The sequence below is a fragment of the Nocardioides rotundus genome (genome assembly GCF_019931675.1).
Lineage (GTDB): Bacteria > Actinomycetota > Actinomycetes > Propionibacteriales > Nocardioidaceae > Nocardioides > Nocardioides rotundus.
In genome coordinates this window covers 169,618-191,769 of record NZ_CP082922.1, presented here as the reverse complement: position 1 = coordinate 191,769, position 22,152 = coordinate 169,618, and the positions used below count along the sequence as shown (strand labels likewise).

Sequence of the window (22,152 nt, the reverse complement as noted above, 5' to 3'; positions counted from 1 at the left end):
TGAGGGCCGGCCGGCTCAGTAGAGCAGCGCGGTCCCCGGGTCGGCCAGGATCCCGGCGACGTCGGCGAGGAAGCGCGAGCCCTTCTCCCCGTCGATGTGCCGGTGGTCGAAGGAGAGCGCCAGCGTGGTGATGTCCCGCGGGACGATCTGGTCGCCGTCGGGACCCGACACCACCCAGGGCTGCTTGCGCACCGCGCCGAAGCACAGGATCGCGGACTCGCCCGGGTTGATGATCGGCGTCCCGGCGTCCACGCCGAAGACCCCCACGTTGGTGATGGTGAAGGTGCCCCCGCTCATCTCCGCCGGCTGGGTCTTCCCGGCGCGCGCGGTCTCGGTCAGCTCGCCGAGCGCGGTCGCCAGCTCGAGCAGCGAGAGCGAGTCGGCGTCTTTCACGTTCGGCACGACCAGCCCGCGCGGAGTCGCCGCGGCGATCCCGAGGTTGACGTACCGCTTGTAGACCACCTCGCCGGCCGCCTCGTCCCAGAACGAGTTGATCTCCGGCGTCCGCCGCATCGCCAGCATCACCGCACGCGCGAGCAGCAGCAGCGGGGACACCTTGACGTCGCGGAACTCCCGCCGCGCACGGAGCCGCTCGACGAAGGCCATCCCCTCGGTCACGTCGACGGTGATCCACTCGGTCACGTGCGGGGCGGTGAACGCGGACTCGCGCATCGCCTGCGCCATCATCTTCCGCACGCCCTTGATCGGCTCGCGGGTCTCGCGCGCGAGGCTCGCCGGGGCGAACCATCCCTGCCCCTCGGGGACCTGGTCGGCGTCCGACGCGGCGTCGACGTACCGACGCGGCATCCCGCCGTCCGCGGCCGCCTGCACGTCGTCGCGGGTGATCGACCCCGAGGGTCCGGAGCCGGTGAGCGCGGCCAGGTCGACGCCGAGGTCCTTGGCCAGCTTGCGCACCGGGGGCTTCGCCAGAGGACGTACGTCGGACCCGGGGGTCTGCACGGCCGGCGGCACCAGCGCCTCCGCCGGCTCGCCCGCGGGCGCCGGCCGCTGGTCGCGAGCCGGCACCGGCGACTCGTCGGCCGGCAGCACCTCGTCGGTCTGCGCGCCGCCCGGGGAGAACGCGCCCTGCACCTGCAGCTGGGTCTGCGCCCCGGCGTCGGTCGAGGGCGAGGCGGACCCCCGGCGGGCCCGGCGCATCGGGCCACGCTCGGCCTTGATCCGCCCGACCAGCGAGGCACCCTCCATGGACCCGGACGCGGCCGGGTTGGAGAGGTCGATCTCGCCGGAGGTCTCCTCCTTGCCGGCCTTCTCGGCCATCCCGAGGTAGGGGTCGGACTCGGTCTGGGGCGCCGTACCGTCAACTGGCGCCGACTCGCCGTCAACTGGCGCCGACTCGGCGGGAACAGGCGCCGACTCGGCGGGGTCGCCGATCGAGATGATCGGGGTGCCGACGGGGACGGTCTCGCCCTCGGGCACGAGCAGCGCGACCACCGTGCCCTCATAGGGCGAGGGCAGCTCGACCAGGGACTTCGCGGTCTCGATCTCCACGACCACGTCGTTGATCTCGACGGTGTCGCCGACCTTCACCTTCCAGGAGACGATCTCCGCCTCGGTGAGGCCCTCACCGACGTCGGGCAGCAGGTACTCAGCCATGGGTTCCCTCTCAGAAGGCGAAGGTGCGGTCGACGGCGTCGAGGATCCGGTCCAGGTCGGGGAGGTACTCCTCCTCGATCCGCGACGGGGGGTACGGCGTGTCGAACGCCCCGACCCGCAGCACCGGCGCCTCCAATGAGTAGAAGCACTGCTCGGTGATCCGGGCCGCGATCTCCGCGCCCATGCCGAGGTTCACGTGCGCCTCGTGCGCGACCACGGCGCGGCCGGTCCGGCGTACGGACTCGAACACCGGGCCCATGTCCAGCGGCGAGAGCGTGCGCAGGTCGATGACCTCGAGCTGGCGGCCCTCGGTCGCGGCCGCCTCGGCGGCCTTGAGCGCGGTCTTGACCATCGGGCCGTAGGCCAGCACGGTCAGGTCCGAGCCCGGCCGCACCACGCGGGAGGTGAACAGCGGCTCGGGGGTGGCCGACTCGTCCAGCTCGGCCTTGTCGGCGTGATACTGCCGCTTGGGCTCGAGGAAGATCACCGGGTCGTCGTGGGCGATGGCCTGCTGGATCATCCAGTAGCCGTCGACCGGGTTGGAGCAGGCGACCACCTTCAGGCCCGGGGTGTGCGCGAACTGCGCCTCCGGGCTCTCGGAGTGGTGCTCGACCGCGCCGATGCCGCCGCCGAACGGGATGCGGATGACCATCGGCATCCGCACCTTGCCCTGGGAGCGGAAGGTGAACTTCGCGACCTGGGTGACGATCTGGTCGTAGGCGGGGTAGACGAAGCCGTCGAACTGGATCTCCACCACGGGGCGGAAGCCGCGCAGGGCCATGCCGACCGCCGTACCGACGATCCCGGACTCCGCCAGCGGGGAGTCGATGACCCGGTCCTCGCCGAAGTCCTTCTGCAGGCCGTCGGTGATCCGGAAGACGCCGCCGAGCTTGCCGACGTCCTCGCCCATGAGCAGGACTCTGTCGTCGTTCTCCATCGCCTTGCGCAGCCCCATGTTGAGCCCGCGGGCGAGGGTGATCTTTCCGGCCATCAGCGGCTCGCCTCCTCGGTCTCGAAGCTGTCCAGGTAGTCGGCGTACTCGTCGCGCTGGGCGGCCAGCTCGTCGGTGATCTCGGTGTAGGTGTGGTCGAAGATGCCCAACGGCGAGGGGTCGGGCAGCGCCCTGCAGCCGTCGCGCAGCCGTGCCCCGAGCGCCTTCGCCTCCTCGTCGAGCTGGTCGAGGAAGTCCTGGTCGACCAGGCCGTTGCGGCGCAGGTAGACCTTGAGCCGCTCGATCGGGTCCTTGAGCTTCCACTTCTCCAGCTCGTCGTTGAGCCGGTAGCGCGTGGGGTCGTCGGTCGTCGTGTGCGCGCCCATCCGGTAGGTGTAGGCCTCCACGAACGTCGGGCCCTGGCCCTCGCGGGCCCGCTGCAGGGCCGCGCGGGTGACGGCGTACGTCGCCAGCACGTCGTTGCCGTCGACGCGGACGCCGGGGAACCCGAAGCCGAGCGCCCGCTGGTAGAGCGGGATGCGGGTCTGACGCTCGATCGGCTCGGAGATCGCCCACTGGTTGTTCTGGCAGAAGAAGACGACCGGCGCGTTGTAGGAGGCGGCGAAGATGAACGCCTCGTTGACGTCGCCCTGGCTGGAGGCGCCGTCGCCGAAGTGCGCGATCACCGCGGCGTCGCGCTCGTCGTCGCCGGTGCCGACCACGCCGTCGCGCTGCAGGCCCATCGCATAGCCGGTGGCGTGCAGGGTCTGCGCGCCGATGACGATCGTGTAGAGGCCGAAGTTGTTGTCGGCCGGGTCCCAGGAGCCCTGGTCGACGCCGCGGAAGAGGCCGAGCAGGTCGACCGGGTCGACGCCGCGGCACCAGGCGACTCCGTGCTCGCGGTAGGTCGGGAAGACGTAGTCCTGCGGACGCAGCGCGCGACCGGCGCCGATCTGCGCGGCCTCCTGGCCGAGCAGCTGGGCCCAGATGCCCAGCTCGCCGTGGCGCTGGAGCGCGGTCGCCTCGACGTCGATCCGCCGGGTCAGCACCATGTCGCGGTAGAGCCCGCGCAGCTCCTCGGCGCTGAAGTCGTGGTCGAACTCGGGGTGGTGGATCCGCTCACCCTCAGGGGAGAGGAGCTGGACGAGCTCGGGGCCGCCGTCGGTCTGGGAGGGTCCGAAGACCTCCGCAAGATCGGGGCCGAAGCCGGGGTCGGACTGCTGGGACACGTGCGCTCCGTTTCTGCTCGGGGGCTCGACCGGGATCGCCGCTCGGCCCTCTCGCGTACTCGCGTGGGTGGGACGTGTGTGACCCCTCCCACATCGTGGCGTCCAACCTATCGGGGCGCCAGCAGGCACACCAATCGGACCCGGAGCACGGTCCGCGTCGCCGGCCGGCGCTCAGCCCAGGTGCGCGCGTCCCGGGTCGGTCGTCCAGCCCGAGAGGTCCGGCCCCTTCGGCACGATCCCGGACGGGTTCACGTCCGTGTGGACCTTGTAGTAGTGGTCCTTGATCTGGCCGAAGTCGACGGTGTCCCCGAAGCCGGGCGTCTGGAAGAGGTCGCGCGCGTAGCCCCACAGGTTGGGCATCTCGGTCAGCTTGTTCCGGTTGCACTTGAAGTGGCCGTGGTAGACGGGGTCGAAGCGGACCAGCGTGGTGAAGAGGCGTACGTCGGCCTCGGTGATCGCCTCCCCCATGAGGAAGCGCCGGTCGGCCAGCCGCTCCTCGAGCCAGTCCATGGCGACCCACAGTCGGTCGTAGGCCTCGTCGTACGCCTCCTGCGAGCCGGCGAACCCGCACCGGTAGACGCCGTTGTTGACCTCGGTGAAGATCCGGCGCATCACCTGCTCCATCTCCTCGCGCCGGTCCTCCGGCCACAGGTCGGGCGCGCCCTCCTTGTGGTGGTCCTTCCACTCGAAGAACAGGTCGTGGGTGATCCACGGGAAGTCGTTGGTGACGACCTCGCCGGAGGCCTCCTCCACGATCGCGGGCACGGTGATGCCGCGGGGGTAGCCCGGGAACCGCTTCTCGTAGGCGTCCTTGAGCCGCGGGATGCCCAGCACGGGATCCACGCCGCCGGGGTCGAGGTCGAAGGTCCACGAGTCCTGGTCGTGCGTGGGGCCGGGGGTGCCGAGGCTGATCACGTCCTGCAGGCCGAGCAACTCGCGCACGATGATCGAGCGGTTGGCCCACGGGCAGGCGCGCGCGGCGACCAGCCGGTAGCGGCCCGGCTCGGCCTGCCAGGTCGGCGCCTCGATCTCGGCGGGCTGCTTGTCATGCCCGTGCGGGTCCTGGCTGCGCCCCGGCTCCGCGGTGATCCGGTCGGGGATGTAGGTCATGTCCCGCTCGTAGGACTTGCCCTCGTTCACATAGTCGGCCATGCCCACCATGATTCCACGTTCAACAACCTTTGGCGGCCGCCCGCTGGGCTGTAAAGCGGTGTCCGGTGATCCTCCGCGGGGTTCGAACACCGCAGAGGATTCCGGAACACCGCTTTACAGCTGGGGGAAGGAGCGGGCGAGCTCGATCACCCGGTCGTTCGCCTCGGTCTCGCCGATGCTGACCCGCGCGCCCTCGCGCCCGAAGGGGCGTACGACGATCCCGAGGTCGTCGGCCGCGACGGCCAGCTCGGGGGTCCGGTCGCCGGCGGCCATCCAGAAGAAGTTGCCCTGGGCGTCGGGGACGTCCCACCCCGCGGCCCGCACTCCGGCCAGCACCCGGTCCCGCTCGGCGACCAGCGCGTCCACCCGCTCCAGCAGAGCCGGCTCGGCGTCCAGCGAGGCCACGGCGGCGGCCTGCGCCACCCCGGAGACGCCGAAGGGCAGCGACACCGCCCGCAGCGCGGACGCGATCGGCTCGTGCGCGATCGCGTAGCCCACCCGCAGCCCCGCGAGCCCGTAGGCCTTGGAGAAGGTCCGGGTCACCACCACGTTGGGCCGGTCCCGATAGGTCGCGACGCCGTCGACCGGGTCGTCCATCCGGACGAACTCGACATACGCCTCGTCGACGACCACGAGCACGTGCTCGGGCACCTGGTCCAAGAACGCGTCCAGCTCGGTCTGGCGCAGCGCCGGCCCGGTCGGGTTGTTCGGCGTGCACACCAGCACCACCCGGGTCCGGTCGGTGATCGCGTCCCGCATCGCGTCCAGGTCGTGCCGCCCCTCGGCGTCCACGGGCACCGGCACCGAGACGGCGGCCGAGGCCGTGATCGCGATCGGGTAGGCCTCGAACGAGCGCCACGCGTGCACCACCTCGTCGCCGGGCTCGCAGAAGCCCTGCACCAGCTGATAGATCAAGGCCACCGAGCCGGTCGCGGCCGCCAGGTGGGTGGTGGGTACGTCGAGCCGCTCGGCCAGAGCGTCGTAGAGCCGGGCCGCCCCCATATCGGGGTAGCGGTTGAGCCGCTCCACCTCCGCGGTCGCCGCCTCGACCACGCCGGGCAGCGGCGGGTAGGGGTTCTCGTTGGAGGAGAGCTTGTAGGTCGTCAGGCCCTCGCGCGGGGCGGGCGGCTTGCCGGGGACGTAGGCCGGGATCGCCAGCACGTTGCGTCGCGGAGTGGGTGTGCTCATGGGCGTCACCTTAGGGCCGCGGCGGCAGCCTGCCTCCCGGGCTCTTCGCCGGCCGTCCACGCCAGGGCCGCAGCAGCGGCAGCAGGAGCAGCCCGAGGATCGCCCCGATCAGCGCGCCGGCGGAGTTGTCGATGATGTCGGTGACGTCGCAGGCGCGGTCCAGCCGGGCCAGCTCGAGCTGGGTGATCTCGATCAGGAACGAGTAGCCGACGAGCATCGCCGTACCGATCGGGATCGTGACCAGCGCCCACCACCGCCAGCGCGCGAGGAACACCGCGAGACAGATCCCCGCGGGCACGAACGCGAGTGTGTTGAGGGTCCGCTGGGTGCCGCCGAAGATCCAGAAGCCGTCCGGCGCCGGTCCGCCGATGTCGAAGGAGCAGACCGTCTGCGCCTCCTCGGCGGGGATGTAGCCGGAGCGCACGTACATCGGCAGCAGCGTCACCGCCGCGATCACCGCCAGGCTCCACAGCAGACCGCCGAACGCGAGTGCCGCGACCCAGCCGAGCCGCCGCCGGAGGAGTACGGCGAGCAGCAGCGCCACCAGACCCGCCGCTCCCGAGGCGAGGAGCATGGCGCCGACGCCACCGACGGGGAACACGGCCCCGACGCTACAGCCGAGTCGGCGCTACGTGACGCCCCTCAGCCCATCGGCCGGCCGTCCACCGGGTCGATGAGGCGCTGGCGCCGTGCGGACCGACCGACCGCCAGGGCGAGTACGGCGAGCGCCACGAGACCGAGACCGAGGGCCACCCACGCGGGCACGGTCGCCAGCAGCGGGGTCTCGGCGACGTCGAGGAGCACGGCGACCGCGGTCGCGACGGCCACGAGCACCAGGCAGCCCACCAGGGAGGCACCCCGCTGCAGGAGGCGCACCAGGGCGAGAGCGGCGCCCACCAGGATCAGTGCCGCGACCAGCCCGCCGACCCGGATCTCGAAGCTCTCGCCGTCGATGAGCGCGGTAGCACCCCTGATGGTGAGGGCGCCGGCCAGGAAGCCGCCCACCGCCGGCGGCAGCATCGCCACGACCTCGCGCCCGGCGCCGGCCTGCGGCACCCCCCATTCGGCCACCACGCTGTCGGCGTAGGCCGTGGGGTCGCCGAACGCGTCGACCGCCGACTCCCCCGACTCCGCGCAGTGCGCCCGCACCAGCGCGAGCTGGTCGGCGATCAGCTCGGGCGAGGCGTCGCGCAGGCGCAGCCCCATCACGAACCTGTCCTGCCAGTCCCGATCGATCGCTGCGGTGTCGTTCATGTGGTTCCCCCTTCGGTGACGGTGTGGTCGTGCAGGACGTCGCGCACGAGGGTGGCGAACTCGCCCCATCGCCGCGCCGATGTCTCGAGGTGCCCGCGTCCGGCGTCGGTCAGCTCGAAGAACTTGCGCCCGGGGCCGCCCGCGCCGGGCTCCCAGTGCGAGACGATGAGCCCGTCCCGCTCCAGCCGCCCGAGGAGCGGATAGAGGGTGCCGCCCTTGACCTTGCCCAGCCCTCGGGCCTCGAGCGCGGAGGACACGGCGTAGCCATAGGTCGGGCCGGACGCCAGCGTCGCCAGGACCAGGAGCGCGAGCGTGCCGCGCAGCCAGTCACTGGGCCAGTCGACGTCGTCCATGGATAGATGGTACGACGATCTAGTTAGTCTGTCTAGTTAGAGGCCCGACCCACCAGCCCCCTAGGATCGACGGCGTGAAGATCCTTGCCTGGCTCCTCAGCACGGTGGTGGCCGTGACGGTGGCGGCATGGCTGCTGCCCGGCATCGGTTTCGAAGGGGCGAGCAGCCCGCTGACCGACGAGCTCGCCGACAAGGCGATCCCCGCGATCGTGGTCGCGCTGATCATCGGCGCGGTCAACGTGACGGTCGCGCCGGCGCTGAAGCTGCTCTCTCTGCCCTTCATCATCGTCACGCTGGGGCTGCTGCTCCTGGTGATCAACGCGCTCATGCTGATGCTGGTCGGCTGGCTGGCCGGACAGCTCGACGTCGGCTTCTACGTCGACGGCTTCTGGTGGGCGGTGCTCGGCTCGCTGGTGATCACCATCGTCAGCAGCGCCATGGACGCGGTGTTCGATGACTGAGCCCGCCACCGCCGCGCAGCTGCCCGAGCCGAGCGAGCCGGGCCGCTACTCCGTGGCGTTCGTGTGCTCCGGCAACATCTGCCGCTCCCCCAGCGCCGAGGTCGTGCTGCGCTCGATGCTCGCCGAGAGGGGCCTGGAGGACCGGGTCGAGGTCGCCTCCAGCGGCCTGGGCGACTGGCACGTCGGCGACCCGATGGACCCGCGCTCCGCCGAGCACCTGCGCTCCGCCGGATACGACCCCGACCGGCACCGGGCCCAGCAGGTGCAGCCCGACTGGCTCGACGACTACGACCTGCTGCTCGCCATGGACCGTGGGCACGTCGCCGGCCTGGCCGAGCTCGGCGAGGGCCCGGTCATGTTGTTCCGCGACTTCGACCCCGTCGGCACCGGTGAGGACACCCCGGACCCGTACTACGGTGGAGACTCCGGATTCTCGGAGGTCCTGCAGATGGTCGAACGCACCTGCCACCACCTGGCGACCGAGCTGGAGCGCGTCCTGGCGAGGCCCGGGTCGTGACCCGCCAGCCGCTGGTGGCCCGGCGCGCCGAGGAGCTGCTCGGGCACGCGGTCGTCGCGACCGCCCCCGTCGCGGGCGGCGACATCGCCACCGCCACCAAGCTCCGGCTCAGCGACGGCACGATCGCGCTGATGAAGACGCTGACCCATCCCCCCGAGGGCTTCTTCGAGAGCGAGGCGCGCGGCCTGGGCTTCCTCGCCGAGGCCGGCCCCGACGGCGTCCCGGTCGGCGAGGTGCTCGCCGTGGAGCCCGACTGCCTGATCCTGCGCTGGGTCGAGCAGGGCCGCAGCACCGCCGAGGCCGCCGGGGACCTGGGTCGCTCGCTCGCCGCGACGCACGCGGTCCGCCCGGCGTCGTACGGCGCCGACCAGGACGGCTTCGTGGGCCGGCTCCCGCTGCCCAACCGCACCGCGCCGACGTGGGCGGAGTTCTACGCCACCCGCCGGGTGCTGCCCTACCTCAAGCTCGCCGCCGACCGCGGCAGCGCGTCGCCGGAGCAGGTCGCGGCCGTCGAGGCGGTGGTCGGCCGCCTGCCCGACCTCGTGCCCGAGGAGGGCCCGGCGCGGATCCACGGCGACCTGTGGAACGGCAACGTGCTGTGGGGCCTGGAGGGTCGCTGCCACCTCATCGACCCGGCCGCCCACGGCGGTCACCGGGAGACCGACCTGGCGATGCTCGCGCTCTTCGGGCTACCGCACCTGACCAAGGTGACCGAGGCCTACGACGAGGCCGCGCCGCTGACCGAGGGCTGGGAGGACCGGCTCGGCCTGCACCAGTTGCACCCGCTGCTCGTGCACGCCTGCCTCTTCGGCGGCTCCTACGCCGAGCGCGCCGCCCAGGTCGCCTCCCGCTACGTCGGCTGAGTCCGCGCGGATTCAGCACACGCTCAGGCTGGGCTGGCACAGTAGGCAGGGTGTCCGCCCGTCCCTCCGTGCTCGTCGTCGAGGACGACCAGGCCGTCCGCGAGTCGCTGCGTCGCTCCCTGGAGTTCAACGGGTACGCCGTGTCGCTGGCCGCCGACGGCAACGAGGCTCTGGCCGCGGTGCGGTCGCACCAGCCGGACGCGGTCGTGATGGACGTGATGATGCCGCGGATGGACGGCCTGGAGGCCACGCGGCTGCTGCGCGAGTCCGGCAACCGGGTGCCCGTCCTGGTGCTGACCGCCCGCGACGCGGTGGGCGACCGGGTGGAGGGGCTGGACGCCGGGGCCGACGACTATCTCACCAAGCCCTTCGCCCTCGCCGAGCTCCTGGCCCGGCTGCGGGCGCTGCTGCGGCGCGCCGTACCCCTGGAGGAGGAGGACGAGGCCGAGGTCCTCACCTTCTCCGACCTCACCATGGACCTCGGGTCGCGCGAGGTGACCCGCGGCGGCCGCTCGATGGAGCTGACCCGCACCGAGTTCACCCTGCTGGAGATGTTCCTGCGCCGGCCGCGGCGGGTGCTGGAGCGCTCCTTCATCCTCGACGAGGTGTGGGGCTATGACTTCCCGACGACGGCGAACAGTCTCGAGGTCTACGTCGGCTACCTGCGCCGCAAGACCGAGGCGGGCGGGGAGCCGCGGCTGATCCACACCGTGCGCGGCGTCGGCTACGTGCTGAAGGAAGCATGAACGTCGTCCCGTCCGACGGGTGGCACTACCGCCGGTCGCTCGCCTCCCGCGTCACCCTGCTCACCACCATCGCGGTCGGCGTCGCGATCGCGGCGATGGCCTTCGCCACCTTCATCACCGTGCGCAGCCAGACCATGGCCGCGCTGGACGAGTCGCTGCTCGAGCGGGCCCAGGGCGCCGCGCGCACCGGCACGCTCAGCGCGCTGACCGCGCAGGCGGGCGTGCCGTCGTGGATGCTCGGCGCGGCCGACGTACGCATCTTCTTCGTCACCGCCGACGGCCGCTACCGCTCCGCCGACCGCGGCCCCGACCTCAACCTCGGGCGTCCGGAGGTCGAGGTCGCCGCGGGCCGCGAGCCCTACAACCTGCGCACGATCCACCAGGGCAGCACGACGCTGCGGGTGGTCAGCGTGCCGACGACGCAGGACGGCGAGGCGCTGGTGCTCGCCCAGTCGACCGAACCGCAGCAGGCGACCATGCGCAAACTCGGTACGGCGCTCGTCCTGCTCGGAGGCGCGGGCGTGATCGGCGCCGCCCTGGCCGGGTGGGCGGTGGCCGCGAACGGGCTGCGGCCGGTGCGGCGGCTCACCACCGCGGTCGAGGAGATCGCCGAGACCTCCCGGCTCACGCCGCTGAGGGTCGAGGGCGACGACGAGGTGGCCCGGCTCTCCACCGCGTTCAACCAGCTGCTGGCGGCGGTCGAGGCCTCCCAGGGCCGGCAGCGGCGGCTGGTCGCGGACGCCTCGCACGAGCTGCGCACCCCCCTCACCTCGCTGCGGACCAACCTGGACCTGCTCGCGCAGGCCGACTCCCTGCCGTCCTCGGCCATGACGCCGGAGGCCCGGCGCGAGCTGCTGGACGACGTGCGCGCGCAGATCGAGGAGATGACCACGCTTATCGGCGACCTGGTCGAGCTCGCGCGGGACGAGCCGACGGCACCCGCCGCGGAGGAGGACGTGGACCTGGCCGAGATGGTGGACCGTGCGCTCGCGCGAGTACGCCGCCGCGCGCCGGGGCTGGCCTTCGACGTGCACGCCGAGCCGTGGATCGTCCGCGGCGAGCCGGGCGCCCTGGAGCGCGCGGTGACGAACCTGCTGGACAACGCGGCGAAGTGGTCGCCGCCGGAGGGCACGGTCACCGTCGACCTGCACGACGGCACCCTGCTGGTCGCCGACCAGGGACCGGGCATCTCCGAGCAGGACCTGCCGCACGTCTTCGAGCGCTTCTACCGCTCCTCGGAGTCCCGCACGATGCCGGGCTCCGGGCTCGGCCTCTCGATCGTGCACCAGGTCGCGACCCGGCACGGCGGCTCGGTGTCCGCCGCGAACGGCGAGCCGCGCCCGGGCGGCCCCGACGGCTGCGGCCCGGGGGCCCGACTCTCCCTCACCCTGCCCGGCTCTCCGCGCTAGTCGACGGTCTCACGCTCGAGCAGATCCCGCACGATCTCGTCGAGCAGGTCGAAGCCGCGCTCGGTGAGGATCGACTCGGCGTGGAACTGGATGCCGGTGTAGTGCGGGCCGCGCAGCACGTGCACGTCGCCGGACTCCTCGTCGGCCTCGACGCTGACCCCCTCGGGGAGCGGCCCGTCCGGGCGCGCGACGAAGGTGTTGTAGAAGCCGACCCGCTCGCGGCGACCCGCCACGCGGACGGCGGACTGGGTGCCCTGGAAGACGATGTCCTTGAACGCCAGCGGGATCCCCAGCCGCTCGGCCAGGGTCTGGTGTCCCAGGCAGACCGCGAGGAACGGCTGCCCCGAGGCGAGCACGTCGTCGACGGCGCGGCGGAAAGACGCGATCTTGGGGTGGTCGCCGTCACGGGGGTCGCCCGGCCCGGGCCCGATCACGACCAGGTCGGCCCCGTCGAAGGCGCCGGTGACGTAGTCCTCGTGCCGCACCACCTCGCTGTCCAGGCCGAGCACTCCGAAGACGTGGCGCAGCATGTTCACGAAGTCGTCCTCGCCGTGCAGGATCACCACCCGCTTGCCCGCGACCCCGGGGTCGACGGGAGTCTCGGCCTGCTCGGTCAGCCAGAACCGGCTCAGTCGCTGGTTCCGAGAGCCCAGCGTGAGCTGCACGTCCTCGTCCCGGGCCAGCCCGGCCGCCGCCTCGCCGGAGCCGGGCGCGCGGTCGACCAGCCCGAAGGCGGACAGGATGCCGCCGGCCTTCGCGTGGGTCTCCGCGGTCTCGTAGTCCGGGTCGGAGTCGCGGACCAGGGTCGCACCGGCGGTCACCTTCAGGTTCCCGTCCACGTCGACGTCCGCCGTACGGATGAGGATCGGGCTGTCCATCGTGGCCCGCCCCTCGCGGTCACGGCCGAACAGCGCGAGCGCGCTCGCGTAGTAGCCGCGCCCCTCCTGCTCGTAGTCGGCGATCAGCCGGCAGGCGTTCTCCACGGGTGCGCCCGTGACGGTGGCCGCGAACATGGTGTCCCGCAGGATCTCGCGGGGATCCTGGTGGCTGCGCCCGGCGAGGAGGTACTCGGTGTGGATGAGGTGCGTCATCGGCTTGAGGAACGGGCCGAGCACCTGGCCGCCCTCGTGGCAGACCTCGCACATCATCTTCAGCTCCTCATCCACCACCATGAAGAGCTCGTAGATCTCCTTCTCGTCGGCGAGGAACTCCAGCAGTCGCTCCTTGAGCTCCTGCTCCTCCGGCGACAGCGTGTCGGCGGTGGCGCGATCGCTGCTCGCGCCGGTCAGGCGCGGGACCCGGAAGGTGCCGGAGATCGGGTTCATCCGTACGTCGGACCCGTCGGCCGCCGGCGTCACGCTGACGTGCCGCTCGGGGGTCGCGCCGATCAGGTAGCGCTCCCCGGTGAAGACCACGAAGGTCCAGTAGGCACCCCGCTCCCGCTCCAACAGCCGGCGGAAGACGGTGAGCGCCTTGGCCGCGTCCCAGTCCGCGACCTGGGCGCGGTAGTGCCGCCCGATCACCAGGTTGGCGCCCTCGCCCTGCCCGATCTCGTCGCGGATGATCGCCTCGACGATGCCGGCGTACTCCTCGTCGTCAAGCTCGAAGCCGCCCCGGTCGGTGAAGTCCACCTCCTCGTCGGGCAGCGCGGCGAGCAGGTCGTCGACGGCGACCTCGTGCTCCTCGTCGATCGCGATCGCGACCAGCGGGGTGTCGTCGTCGATCGCCTCGAAGCCGCGCTCGCGGACCTGTCGGAAGGGTACGGCGACCAGGCGATCGACGTTGCGGCCCGGCTCCGGCACCCCCTCCTCCAGCGGGATGTCGGTCAGCGACTCCAGCCGCTCCGGCGTCCCCGCGATGAGACCCACCGTCGGCGCGGCCTTGCGGCGGATGATCGCCCACGCCGACCGCCCCGTCAGCTCTGCGAGGAGGGCGCGGGCATCGACGGGACTGCTCATGGGGAAACCCTAGGACCTCACGCCGACCGTGAAGCCGGTGAGTCATCTGATGTCTCACCGCTTGCACGGTCCAGCGGGCAACCGGGCCCGCACGGCGTCGGCGACCCGTCCCAACCGCGGCGTTGAAGGATCCGCCCGACGATCCCGGCCAGTCGACACGGGTCGAGCACCTGGGCCCAGCCGGCCCTCAGGGTCAGGTCGTTCCCCTCGGCGGCCACGAGGTCACGGTCCAGGTCGCCCCAGCGGTCCTCGCTGTCCCGGTGCCCGAAGGCGCCGTCGAGCTCGACGAGGAGCCGCTGGTCGTCGTACCGCACATCGCGGAACACCGTCCCCGTCTCCGTGACCTCCCGGCACTGGCGCTCACCGGCGGGCAGGCCGTGAGCCCGCTCGACATCGCGGAGGTAGCGCTGCTCGAGCACCGAGCGCGCCCCGCTGGCGACGTCGTCGAGCAGCGCGAGCAGCCGGCCGCGGCCCGGCAACCGGGTCAGGTCGCGCAGCGTGGACGCCAGGCGTGCCGCCGTGGTCAGCCCCTGGTGCACCGCGTCGGCGAGTACGGCGACGGCGCCGGCCTCATCCCGGCCGGCCGCTACCTTCAGCAGTGCGAAGTCCAGCCTGACCCGCGGCGGGCGACGGTTCCACTCCACCCAGCGCGCGGCATCGCGGACGCGCTCGACCACGATCCCCGGGGTGGGGGCCGGAGTGCGCGCCGCGTCCACGACCACGTGCACCACGTCGGGTCCCTTCGTGGGGGTCCGGTCCCGCTCCAGGCCATGGGCCGCCAACGCGCTCTCCCGGTGCAGGGCCGCCGGCCAGTGCAGCAGGACCGCGGCCCACTCCCGCTGCCGCCGGGTCGGCGTCCCGGTGTGGTCGACGTACACCCCCGGATGGACGGCCACCCACTCCCGACGGCGCAGGCGCGGCCTGATGTCGACCTGCGTCCCGCCCAGCTCCCTGACCTGACGTCTCGCGATCACCCCGGACTGCTGCCGGAGCAGGCGGCGCAGGGCCACCTCGTCGAGGCGGCTCGGTCGACGGCGGGTTCGGGGCACCCCTCTGATGCTGCCCTCCCGCACGGGTCGGCGGGAGGGGTCGGTCGCGATCTGTGGAGAAGTCGGCCGACCGTGTGGGATCGGAGTCATCTGATGGCCCCGAACCCACACGGTCCGGGGCCGCCCCGCTCAGGAGACGGTCGTCAGGAGCTGCGTGGCGCGGGTGAGGACGACGTAGAGCGTGGCGCGGCCGGTGGCCGACTCCTCCTCGATCTCGGTCGGGCGGACGACCACGATGCCGTCGAACTCCAGGCCCTTGGTGTCCAGGCCGGTGAGCACGACGACCCGGTCGGTGCCCGACGGCGGGACCGAGGAGTCGATCGAGGCCCGCGCGGACGGAGCGTCGTCGGCGAGCTCGGGCCAGGAGGCGAGCCAGCCGTTGACCTCCGCGCGGCGGGCGACGGGTACGACGACCCCGACCGTGCCGGAGACGGCCTCCGCGGTCTCGCGGACCGCGGCGCGCACGGCCTCCTCCAGGCCGTCGCCGGCCTCGACCTCGCGCGGCGCCTCGCCGGTACGGCGGACCGCGTCCGGCAGGTCGGCGTCCAGCCCGACCCGGTCGGCGTAGGCCGCGGCGTACTCGTAGATCTCCGCGGAGTTGCGGTAGTTGGTGGACAGGTGGAAGGCGTGCTCCTCCTTGCCCTCCAGCGCCTCCGCGCGGGCGGCGGCCGCCTCCTCGGGCCGCGGCCAGGAGGACTGCGCCGGGTCGCCGACGATGGTCCACGACGCCGTGCGGCCGCGGCGGCCGACCATCCGCCACTGCATCGGCGTGAGGTCCTGCGCCTCGTCGATCAGCACGTGGGCGTAGCCGTCGTCCTCGATCCGGTGCGTGGGCGGGGTCCACGGGCGGCCGGCGGGGGCGTACTCCCGGTCCGAGGCGGTGGTGAGCTCCTGCAGGTCGCCACCGACGTGATCGTCCAGCTCGTGCTGGTCCTCGTGCCGCTCCGGAACGTCGCCGAGCGCGTAGCGCAGCTCGTCGATCAGCGGGACGTCCTCCACCGAGAGGTCCCCGGCGGTCCACGACTTCAGCAGCAGCCGCTGCTCCTCGGGTGTCACGACGCCCTCGCCGACGCGGGCGAGGAACTCCGGGTCGCGCAGCCAGCCGAAGACCTGCTCGGCGGTCAGCGGCGGCCACCAGGCCAGCGCGAACTCGACGAAGTCGCGGCGGCCGAGCATCTCGTCGGTGAAGGACTCCCGCCCGCGCTCGCGCCCGCGCGCGCCCGTGACCTGCTTCCAGAGCTGGTCGAGCAGCGTGGAGGCGACCCTCGGCAGCTGCCGGTTCCGCCGGCCCTGGCTCATCAGCTGGCGGCGGAGCCGGCCGAGCAGGGCCCGGTCCAGCACCAGGGTGTCGTCGCGGTAGAAGACGCGGAACTCCTGCGGGGAGCCGGGAGCCTGCTGGCGCGCGGTACGGCGCATCAGCTCGGCCATCCGGGCGTCGCCCTTGATGTCGGCGACCGCCGGCTCGTCGTGCCGGGTGGCGCGGATGCCGCCGACGACCTCCCCGAGCGAGCGCAGCGCCACCGCGGTCTCGCCCAGCGAGGGCAGCACCCGCTCGATGTAGCGCATGAAGACCCCGCTCGGGCCGACGACGAGCACGCCGCCGGTCTCGTAGCGGCGGCGGTCGTTGTAGAGGAGGTACGCCGCCCGGTGCAGCGCCACCACGGTCTTGCCGGTGCCGGGCCCGCCGGAGATGGACACGACGCCCTTGCCGGGCGCGCGGATCGCCTCGTCCTGCTCGGCCTGGATGGTCGCCACGATCGAGTGCATCGACCGGTCCCGCGCCCGGGAGAGCTGCGCCATCAGCGCGCCCTCGCCGACGATCGGCAGGTCGGTCTCGACGGAGTCGTCGAGCAGCTCGTCCTCCACGCCGAGGACCTGGCGGCCGGCGGAGCGCAGCACGCGACGGCGTACGACACCCTGCGGCGTGGCCGCGGTCGCCTGGTAGAACCTCGCGGCCGCGGGCGCCCGCCAGTCCACCAGCAGCGAGTCGCGCTGGTCGTCGCGCAGGCCGATCCGGCCGATGTAGCGGGGCTCGTCGTCGAGCTCGGGGTCCAGGTCGAGCCGGCCGAAGACCAGCCCCTCGTGGGCGGCGTCCAGCTGGGCGATCCGGCGGGCCGCCTGGAAGACCATCGCGTCCCGCTCGACCAGGCCGCCCTCGTGGCCGAGCCGGCCGCGGCCGTGCCCCTCCTTGGCCAGCGCCTGCGCGTTGGCCGCCGACCTGTCCAGCTGCACGTAGACCTTGTCGACGAAGTCCTGCTCCGTCGCGACCTCGCGCTCGACGAGCTCCTCGTTCACCCCTCGCCTGCCTCTCCCCCGTGGAAATCACCGAACAGAGAAGGTTACTCCCCTCCCGCACCGACCCAGGCATCGGCACGACCGTCGAGACGCCACGCCCTGGATCAAGCGAGGCTGACCCTCACTCGACGCGCTCGTAGACGCTGATCCCGAGAACCCCGTCGGCAGGCGTCTGGCCCGCCCACCGAGCCGCATAGGTCCCGGTCCCCGGACGGAGCACACCCTCCTGGGTCGCCCACGGCCCGCCGTAGCTGCCGCCCATGCCACCGACCTCGGCGCCGTCGACGGTGGTGACCACCCGCGCCCCGAGCTCACTGGTGGAGCCGAAGCTGCCCAGCAGCACGGGCTCCTCGCGATCCAGGTCGACCGAGACCTCCTGCTCGCCGCGACCGGTCATCGGGGCGTCGGCCAGCCGCCACAGGCGGCCGTCGAGCTCGACGTACTCCGGCACCGTCCCGGCCAGCCGGCCGGGCAGCCCGGTGGCGGACTCGGCGGCCGCATACGCCCCGACGCCGACGCGTACGTCGCTCCCGGTGATCGGCGCACTCTCGCCGCGGCGGTGTGCGCGGACGGTGATCGTGACCTCGTCGCCCGGATCCACGCCGGCCAGGGGTGACCCGGGGCCGTACTCCCGCCCGAGGTCGCTGCCCATGGTCGACGACGGCGTCAGGTCCCACTGCGGCTGCCCGGTGCAGGGCTCCGCACCGATCCGGATCCCGTCCACCAGCGTGGTCAGCTCCGTCCCCTCCGGTGCGCGGCAGACCGTCGCCAGACTCAGGTTGCCCTCCGGCAGCCGGACCCGGGCCGAGACCTCCCCGTCGCCGGGCGCGCCGATCTCGCCGCCCAGCAGCTCCGCCCCGGCCACCTGCTCGCGCAGGGTGACCCCGTCCCGGGTGATCCCCGGAGCGGCGGACGCGAGGTCGTAGACGGCGAACGCCATCGGGTCCCCGTCGGGGTCACGCAGCCGGCCGCGGAAGGGCTCGCCCGGCTCCACCAGGGTGAAGTCATCGAACCCCGGGTCGGTCAGCGTGCCGCGGCCGCCGAGCTGCTGCCCGGCCCCAGTCAGCCGCGCACCCTCCGAGCCGGACCACGACACCAGCCGCGGTCGGTCGCTCGGCGCGAGCCGCAGCTCCAGTCGCTCATCGCCGTCCTCGGACTGCACTCCCCGGGTGAAGCGGAAGTCGTAGCCCAGGGACGTCAGGGTCCGTGGGGCGACCTCGTCACCGAGGGTCCGGCCGGCGGGCTGGGCCGGCTCGGGGCCGAGGGTTCCGACCAGTCCGGCGCCCAGCACGGCGGCGACGCCCACCGCTGCGGCCCGTCGGCGGCGCACCGCGCGGGCGCGGGAGCGGACCGCGCCGACGCGGGCCGCCGTACCGGTCTCGTCGTGCAGGTCGCCGCTGTGCTGCGCGAGCGTGGCGCGCAGGTCCTCCATGGTGTTCATGCCGGGTCTCCCTCCGTCGCGAGGGACGGGTCGATGCGCAGCTTGGCGAGTGCCTTGCTGGTCTGGCTCTTCACGGTGCCGACGGAGATCCCGAGCAGGTCGGCGGTCTGGGCCTCGGTCAGGTCCTCGAAGTAGCGGAGCACGACCACCGCGCGCTGCCGTCGCGGGAGCCGGCCCATTGCCGCCCACAGGTCGCCGTCCTCGCCGATCCGGTCGTTCTGGCGGCCCTCCTCGGGGAGCTCCTCGGTGGGCATCTCGCCGTTCCACTTCCGCCGCCACCACGAGGCGTAGGTGGTGACCAGGATCCGGCGGACGTAGGGCTCGGGGTCGCCGTCGATCCGCTGCCAGGCGAGGTAGGCCTTGGTCAGCGCGGTCTGCAGCAGGTCCTCGGCCTGTCCGTGGTCGCGCGTGAGGAGGTACGCCGTTCGCAGCAGCGCCGTCGAGCGCGCGGCCACGAACTCCTCGAAGACGGTGCTGCCGGTCATCGACCTCGCCTCCGTTGTCAGGGTGCCCATGCCCCTTCTACCGGCGGGACACCCCGGATGGTTGCCCGGCGCTCCTCAGCGCTTGCGGGAGAGGAACTCCTGCATCGCGGTGCGGGCCTCCTCGGAGGCGAAGAGCCGCGCGGATGTCGCGGCCATCTCGGCGCCGTACTCGTCGATCCGCCGCACCAGATCGGCGTTGAGGATCCGCTTGGACTCCCGCAGCCCCTGCGGCGCGCCGGTGGCCAGGCTGGCGCACACCTCGGCCACCCGGCCCTCCAGCTCGCCGGCGGGCACCGCCTCGGTCACCAGTCCGTACGCCGCGGCCTCGGCGCCGCCGAAGACCTCGCCGCCGAGGGTGGTGAGCGCCGCGCCCCGCGGCGTCATCCGCTGATGGACGGTGAGGGAGATGATCGCCGCCGCGAGGCCGAGCTTCACCTCGGTGAGTGCGAAGTTCGCCTCCTCCGCGCACAGCGCGATGTCGCTGGCCGCGACCAGCCCGATCCCGCCGGCGCGCACCGGCCCGTCGACCCGGGTGACGACCGGCTTGTCCATCGAGACCACGAGCCGCTGGAGGTCCACGATCCGCCGGGCGCCCTCCTCCATCCCGTCGGTGCTGGCCTCGCCGAGGTCGGCGCCGGAGCAGAAGACCCGGTCCGCGGAGCGCACCAGCACGACCCGCACGTCCTCGTCGGCCGCCGCCCGCTCGAGGTGGCCGAACAGCTCGGAGACCAGCTGCCGGGACAGCGCGTTGCGGTTGTGCGGGCTGTCCAGGGTGATGGTCGCGACCAGGTCGGCGGTGTCGTAGTGCACGAGTTCGGTCATGGGCTCACCCTAGGGGCCATCCGATCCGCCGACGGCGACGAACCACCTCCATGCGCACCCCGAGCACGCTCGCTGCCGCCGGCGCCGCGGTCCTCGCCACCCTGACCGGGACGGCGGTGGCCCACCTGGTCGCCGGAGCGACCGATCCCGCCTCCTCGCCGGTGATCGCGGTCGGCTCGGCGGTGATCGACGCGACCCCCACACCGGTCAAGGAGTGGGCGATCGCCACCTTCGGCACGTGGGACAAGCCGATCCTGCTCGGCTCGGTCCTGGTGGGGGTGCTGGGCCTCGCCGTCGTCATCGGGCTTCTGGCGCGCCGCTCCTTCTCCCTGGGAGCGGCGCTCATGGTGGCCCTGGTGGCGACGGCGGGGGCGGCGGCGGTGACGCGGCCCGAGGCAGGGGCGCTCGCCGCGCTGCCCGCCGTCGTCGCGGGGGTCGTCGGGGTCGGCGCGCTGTGGTGGCTGGTGGGGCGCACCGCGGCGCGCCGGGGGACGGGCGCGGCGGACGGGCCGACCCGCCGCGGTGTCCTGCTGGGCGCGGGCCTGCTCGCCGTCGTCGCCGCCGGCTCGGGGGCGGCGGGGCAGTGGCTGGCCCGCGCCCGGGCGATCCCGGCGAGCGTGACCCTGCCGAGCGCGATCAAGCGACTGGCGCCGCTCCCCGCCGGCCTGGAACGCCGGATCCGCGGGATCAGCCCGTTCCGCACGCCGAACGCGGACTTCTACCGGGTCGACACCCGCCTGACCCTGCCGGTCGTGGACCCGGGCGAGTGGACGCTCACCATCGACGGCGACGTGGACCGCGAGGTCAGCTTCACCTTCGCCGAGATCCTGGCGATGGACCTGGTGGAGCGCGACATCACCCTCACCTGCGTCAGCAACGAGGTGGGCGGGCAGTACGTCGGCGCGGCGCGCTGGCTCGGCGTACCCCTCACCTCTCTGCTCGACCGCGCCGGCATCGCGAACACCCGCGCCGACCAGATCCTCTCCACCGACGTGGACGGGATGACCATCTCCACCCCGCTCGCCGTCGCCCTCGACGGGCGCGAGCCGCTGCTGGCCGTCGGCATGAACGGCGCACCGCTGCCGCAGGCGCACGGGTTCCCCGCCCGGCTGGTGACGCCGGGGATCTACGGCTACGTCGGCTCCACCAAGTGGGTGACGCGGCTGACCCTGACGACCTACGCCGAGCAGCAGGCCTACTGGACCGAGCGGAAGTGGGCCACCGACGCGCCGATCAAGGTGTCCAGCCGGATCGACACGCCTCGGCCCCTCTCCACCACGGACGCGGGCGAGATCGTCGTCGCCGGCGTCGCCTGGGCCCAGCAGCGCGGGATCGGCAAGGTCGAGGTCCGGATCGACGGCGGCCCCTGGCAGGAGGCCCGCCTGGGACCGGACGCGGGCGTCGACTACTGGCGCCAGTGGTTCCTGCCGTGGGACGCCCGCCCGGGCATGCACCAGCTCGAGGTGCGGGCGACCGCGGAGGACGGCGAGCAGCAGACCGCCGTACGTGCCGCTCCGTTCCCGGAGGGCTCCAGCGGGATCCAGCAGATCACCGTCACCGTCACCTGATCTCCAGAAATTCTCCGATCGGGCCAATCCGGCTCGGCGCGGGCACCGAATCACTCCATGTCAGCCCGGGGAAGACATCCCGGGAGATCCCCCACGAAAGGCAGACACCATGACTTCCCTCAAGCGCACCAGCGGCATCGCCGCCCTCGCCCTCACCGCGACCCTGGGCCTGGCGGCCTGTGGCAGCGAGGCCGAGAACGCGGCCAGCGACGCCACGAGCGAGGCCGGCCAGGCGGCCGAGGAGGCCACCAGCGAGGCCGGCGAGGCCGCCAGCGACGCCGAGTCGGAGATGAGCGGCAGCGACAACGCCGACCCGGCCGCGCAGACCTACGGCGAGGGCTGCTCAGCGATCCCCGCCAACGGCGCCGGCTCGTTCAACGGCATGGCGACCGAGCCGGTGGCGACCGCCGCCAGCGCGAACCCGCTGCTGAAGACGCTGGTCACCGCCGTCGGCAAGGCCGACCTGGTCGACACCCTCAACAGCGCTCAGGAGATCACCGTCTTCGCCCCGACCGACGACGCCTTCGCCGCGGTGCCGAAGAAGGACCTCAACGCGCTGCTGAAGAACAAGAAGCAGCTCACCACCGTCCTCTCCCACCACGTGGTCGAGGGCAAGCTGGCGCCGGAGGACCTCTCCGGGCAGCTCACCACGCTGGCCGGCGACAAGCTGAAGATCAACGGCACCGGCGAGCAGGCCACGATCGGCACGGAGAAGGCGACCGTGCTGTGCGGCAACATCCCGACCGCGAACGCGACGGTGTATGTCGTGGACTCGGTCCTCATGCCGGCCATGTGATCCTTGCACCGACCGACCGAA

21 protein-coding genes are annotated in these 22,152 nt (G+C 72.9%); 7 read left to right on the top strand and 14 right to left on the bottom strand.

Features of this window, described 5'->3' with window-relative positions:
- Positions 1-15: 15 nt before the first annotated feature.
- The 8 genes from K8W59_RS00970 to K8W59_RS00935 form a co-directional block, all read right to left on the bottom strand.
- A complete protein-coding gene (locus tag K8W59_RS00970) occupies positions 16-1,614 on the bottom strand; it encodes a 2-oxo acid dehydrogenase subunit E2 (RefSeq protein WP_223396911.1) in 1,599 nt (532 codons plus the stop codon).
- Between the two features lie 10 nt (positions 1,615-1,624).
- A complete protein-coding gene (locus K8W59_RS00965; protein WP_223396910.1) occupies positions 1,625-2,605 on the bottom strand; it encodes an alpha-ketoacid dehydrogenase subunit beta in 981 nt (326 codons plus the stop codon).
- On the bottom strand, positions 2,605-3,774 hold the full coding sequence (pdhA, locus tag K8W59_RS00960; protein ID WP_223396909.1) for a pyruvate dehydrogenase (acetyl-transferring) E1 component subunit alpha: 1,170 nt from the start codon (positions 3,772-3,774) through the stop codon (positions 2,605-2,607). The genes K8W59_RS00965 and pdhA overlap by 1 nt, the downstream gene beginning before the upstream one ends.
- A 171-nt stretch (positions 3,775-3,945) precedes the next feature.
- The gene (locus tag K8W59_RS00955) at positions 3,946-4,935 is read right to left on the bottom strand and encodes a glutathione S-transferase C-terminal domain-containing protein (protein ID WP_397195935.1); all 990 of its coding nucleotides are present in this window, start codon (positions 4,933-4,935) and stop codon (positions 3,946-3,948) included.
- 105 nt (positions 4,936-5,040) lie between these two features.
- The gene (hisC, locus tag K8W59_RS00950; RefSeq protein ID WP_223396907.1) at positions 5,041-6,114 is read right to left on the bottom strand and encodes a histidinol-phosphate transaminase; all 1,074 of its coding nucleotides are present in this window, start codon (positions 6,112-6,114) and stop codon (positions 5,041-5,043) included.
- A 10-nt stretch (positions 6,115-6,124) separates the two neighbouring features.
- The gene (locus K8W59_RS00945; RefSeq protein WP_223396906.1) at positions 6,125-6,715 is read right to left on the bottom strand and encodes a VanZ family protein; all 591 of its coding nucleotides are present in this window, start codon (positions 6,713-6,715) and stop codon (positions 6,125-6,127) included.
- A 41-nt stretch (positions 6,716-6,756) separates the two neighbouring features.
- Positions 6,757-7,368, bottom strand: coding sequence for a hypothetical protein (locus K8W59_RS00940; protein ID WP_223396905.1), 612 nt, complete (start codon positions 7,366-7,368; stop codon positions 6,757-6,759).
- Positions 7,365-7,721: a PadR family transcriptional regulator gene (locus K8W59_RS00935; RefSeq protein ID WP_223396904.1), complete on the bottom strand. Its 357-nt coding sequence runs from the start codon at positions 7,719-7,721 to the stop codon at positions 7,365-7,367. Before K8W59_RS00935 ends, K8W59_RS00940 begins: the two co-directional genes overlap by 4 nt.
- A gap of 74 nt (positions 7,722-7,795) precedes the next feature.
- On the opposite strand from K8W59_RS00935, the gene K8W59_RS00930 reads away from it, so the two are divergent.
- Genes K8W59_RS00930 through K8W59_RS00910 form a run of 5 tightly spaced genes read left to right on the top strand, consistent with a single transcriptional unit; the run spans position 7,796 to position 11,717 of the window.
- On the top strand, positions 7,796-8,182 hold the full coding sequence (locus K8W59_RS00930) for a phage holin family protein (RefSeq protein ID WP_223396903.1): 387 nt from the start codon (positions 7,796-7,798) through the stop codon (positions 8,180-8,182).
- Complete coding sequence (locus K8W59_RS00925) at positions 8,175-8,699, top strand: low molecular weight protein-tyrosine-phosphatase (RefSeq protein ID WP_223396902.1); 525 nt, start codon at positions 8,175-8,177, stop codon at positions 8,697-8,699. Before K8W59_RS00930 ends, K8W59_RS00925 begins: the two co-directional genes overlap by 8 nt.
- Entirely contained in the window at positions 8,696-9,562 is an 867-nt protein-coding gene (locus tag K8W59_RS00920; protein ID WP_223396901.1) for a fructosamine kinase family protein, read from the top strand. The genes K8W59_RS00925 and K8W59_RS00920 overlap by 4 nt, the downstream gene beginning before the upstream one ends.
- A 50-nt stretch (positions 9,563-9,612) precedes the next feature.
- Positions 9,613-10,308, top strand: coding sequence for a response regulator transcription factor (locus K8W59_RS00915; RefSeq protein WP_223396900.1), 696 nt, complete (start codon positions 9,613-9,615; stop codon positions 10,306-10,308).
- On the top strand, positions 10,305-11,717 hold the full coding sequence (locus tag K8W59_RS00910) for a sensor histidine kinase (protein WP_223396899.1): 1,413 nt from the start codon (positions 10,305-10,307) through the stop codon (positions 11,715-11,717). Before K8W59_RS00915 ends, K8W59_RS00910 begins: the two co-directional genes overlap by 4 nt.
- On the opposite strand, the gene K8W59_RS00905 is transcribed toward K8W59_RS00910, so the two are convergent.
- The 6 genes from K8W59_RS00905 to K8W59_RS00880 all read right to left on the bottom strand — a co-directional run bounded on the left by K8W59_RS00905 (position 11,714) and on the right by K8W59_RS00880 (position 19,767).
- Positions 11,714-13,675, bottom strand: coding sequence for an anthranilate synthase family protein (locus K8W59_RS00905; protein ID WP_223396898.1), 1,962 nt, complete (start codon positions 13,673-13,675; stop codon positions 11,714-11,716). The genes K8W59_RS00910 and K8W59_RS00905 overlap by 4 nt on opposite strands.
- Before the next feature lie 17 nt (positions 13,676-13,692).
- The gene (locus K8W59_RS00900) at positions 13,693-14,724 is read right to left on the bottom strand and encodes a hypothetical protein (RefSeq protein ID WP_223396897.1); all 1,032 of its coding nucleotides are present in this window, start codon (positions 14,722-14,724) and stop codon (positions 13,693-13,695) included.
- A 129-nt stretch (positions 14,725-14,853) separates the two neighbouring features.
- Positions 14,854-17,019: a HelD family protein gene (locus tag K8W59_RS00895; RefSeq protein ID WP_223396896.1), complete on the bottom strand. Its 2,166-nt coding sequence runs from the start codon at positions 17,017-17,019 to the stop codon at positions 14,854-14,856.
- Positions 17,020-17,140: 121 nt separating this feature from the next.
- Entirely contained in the window at positions 17,141-18,460 is a 1,320-nt protein-coding gene (locus tag K8W59_RS00890) for a hypothetical protein (protein ID WP_223396895.1), read from the bottom strand.
- Positions 18,457-18,945 (bottom strand): SigE family RNA polymerase sigma factor, encoded by a 489-nt coding sequence (locus tag K8W59_RS00885; RefSeq protein ID WP_223396894.1) that lies wholly within the window; start codon positions 18,943-18,945, stop codon positions 18,457-18,459. Before K8W59_RS00885 ends, K8W59_RS00890 begins: the two co-directional genes overlap by 4 nt.
- A 75-nt stretch (positions 18,946-19,020) precedes the next feature.
- Positions 19,021-19,767, bottom strand: a complete 747-nt coding sequence (locus K8W59_RS00880) for an enoyl-CoA hydratase-related protein (RefSeq protein ID WP_223396893.1) — start codon at positions 19,765-19,767, stop codon at positions 19,021-19,023.
- Positions 19,768-19,817: 50 nt separating this feature from the next.
- Here K8W59_RS00880 and K8W59_RS00875 point away from each other — a divergent pair, with 50 nt between their 5' ends.
- Both K8W59_RS00875 and K8W59_RS00870 read left to right on the top strand, forming a co-directional pair.
- The gene (locus K8W59_RS00875) at positions 19,818-21,335 is read left to right on the top strand and encodes a molybdopterin-dependent oxidoreductase (protein WP_223396892.1); all 1,518 of its coding nucleotides are present in this window, start codon (positions 19,818-19,820) and stop codon (positions 21,333-21,335) included.
- A gap of 109 nt (positions 21,336-21,444) precedes the next feature.
- Entirely contained in the window at positions 21,445-22,131 is a 687-nt protein-coding gene (locus K8W59_RS00870; RefSeq protein WP_223396891.1) for a fasciclin domain-containing protein, read from the top strand.
- Positions 22,132-22,152 lie beyond the last annotated feature (21 nt).

Coding starts and splice junctions, on each gene's coding strand:
- K8W59_RS00970 (WP_223396911.1), bottom strand. CDS start 1,614: ATGGCTGAGTACCTGCTGCCCGACGTCGGTGAGGGCCTCACCGAGGCG.
- K8W59_RS00965 (WP_223396910.1), bottom strand. CDS start 2,605: ATGGCCGGAAAGATCACCCTCGCCCGCGGGCTCAACATGGGGCTGCGC.
- K8W59_RS00955 (WP_397195935.1), bottom strand. CDS start 4,935: ATGGTGGGCATGGCCGACTATGTGAACGAGGGCAAGTCCTACGAGCGG.
- hisC (WP_223396907.1), bottom strand. CDS start 6,114: ATGAGCACACCCACTCCGCGACGCAACGTGCTGGCGATCCCGGCCTAC.
- K8W59_RS00940 (WP_223396905.1), bottom strand. CDS start 7,368: ATGAACGACACCGCAGCGATCGATCGGGACTGGCAGGACAGGTTCGTG.
- K8W59_RS00935 (WP_223396904.1), bottom strand. CDS start 7,721: ATGGACGACGTCGACTGGCCCAGTGACTGGCTGCGCGGCACGCTCGCG.
- K8W59_RS00925 (WP_223396902.1), top strand. CDS start 8,175: ATGACTGAGCCCGCCACCGCCGCGCAGCTGCCCGAGCCGAGCGAGCCG.
- K8W59_RS00910 (WP_223396899.1), top strand. CDS start 10,305: ATGAACGTCGTCCCGTCCGACGGGTGGCACTACCGCCGGTCGCTCGCC.
- K8W59_RS00905 (WP_223396898.1), bottom strand. CDS start 13,675: ATGAGCAGTCCCGTCGATGCCCGCGCCCTCCTCGCAGAGCTGACGGGG.
- K8W59_RS00890 (WP_223396895.1), bottom strand. CDS start 18,460: ATGAACACCATGGAGGACCTGCGCGCCACGCTCGCGCAGCACAGCGGC.
- K8W59_RS00885 (WP_223396894.1), bottom strand. CDS start 18,945: ATGACCGGCAGCACCGTCTTCGAGGAGTTCGTGGCCGCGCGCTCGACG.
- K8W59_RS00880 (WP_223396893.1), bottom strand. CDS start 19,767: ATGACCGAACTCGTGCACTACGACACCGCCGACCTGGTCGCGACCATC.
- K8W59_RS00875 (WP_223396892.1), top strand. CDS start 19,818: ATGCGCACCCCGAGCACGCTCGCTGCCGCCGGCGCCGCGGTCCTCGCC.
- K8W59_RS00870 (WP_223396891.1), top strand. CDS start 21,445: ATGACTTCCCTCAAGCGCACCAGCGGCATCGCCGCCCTCGCCCTCACC.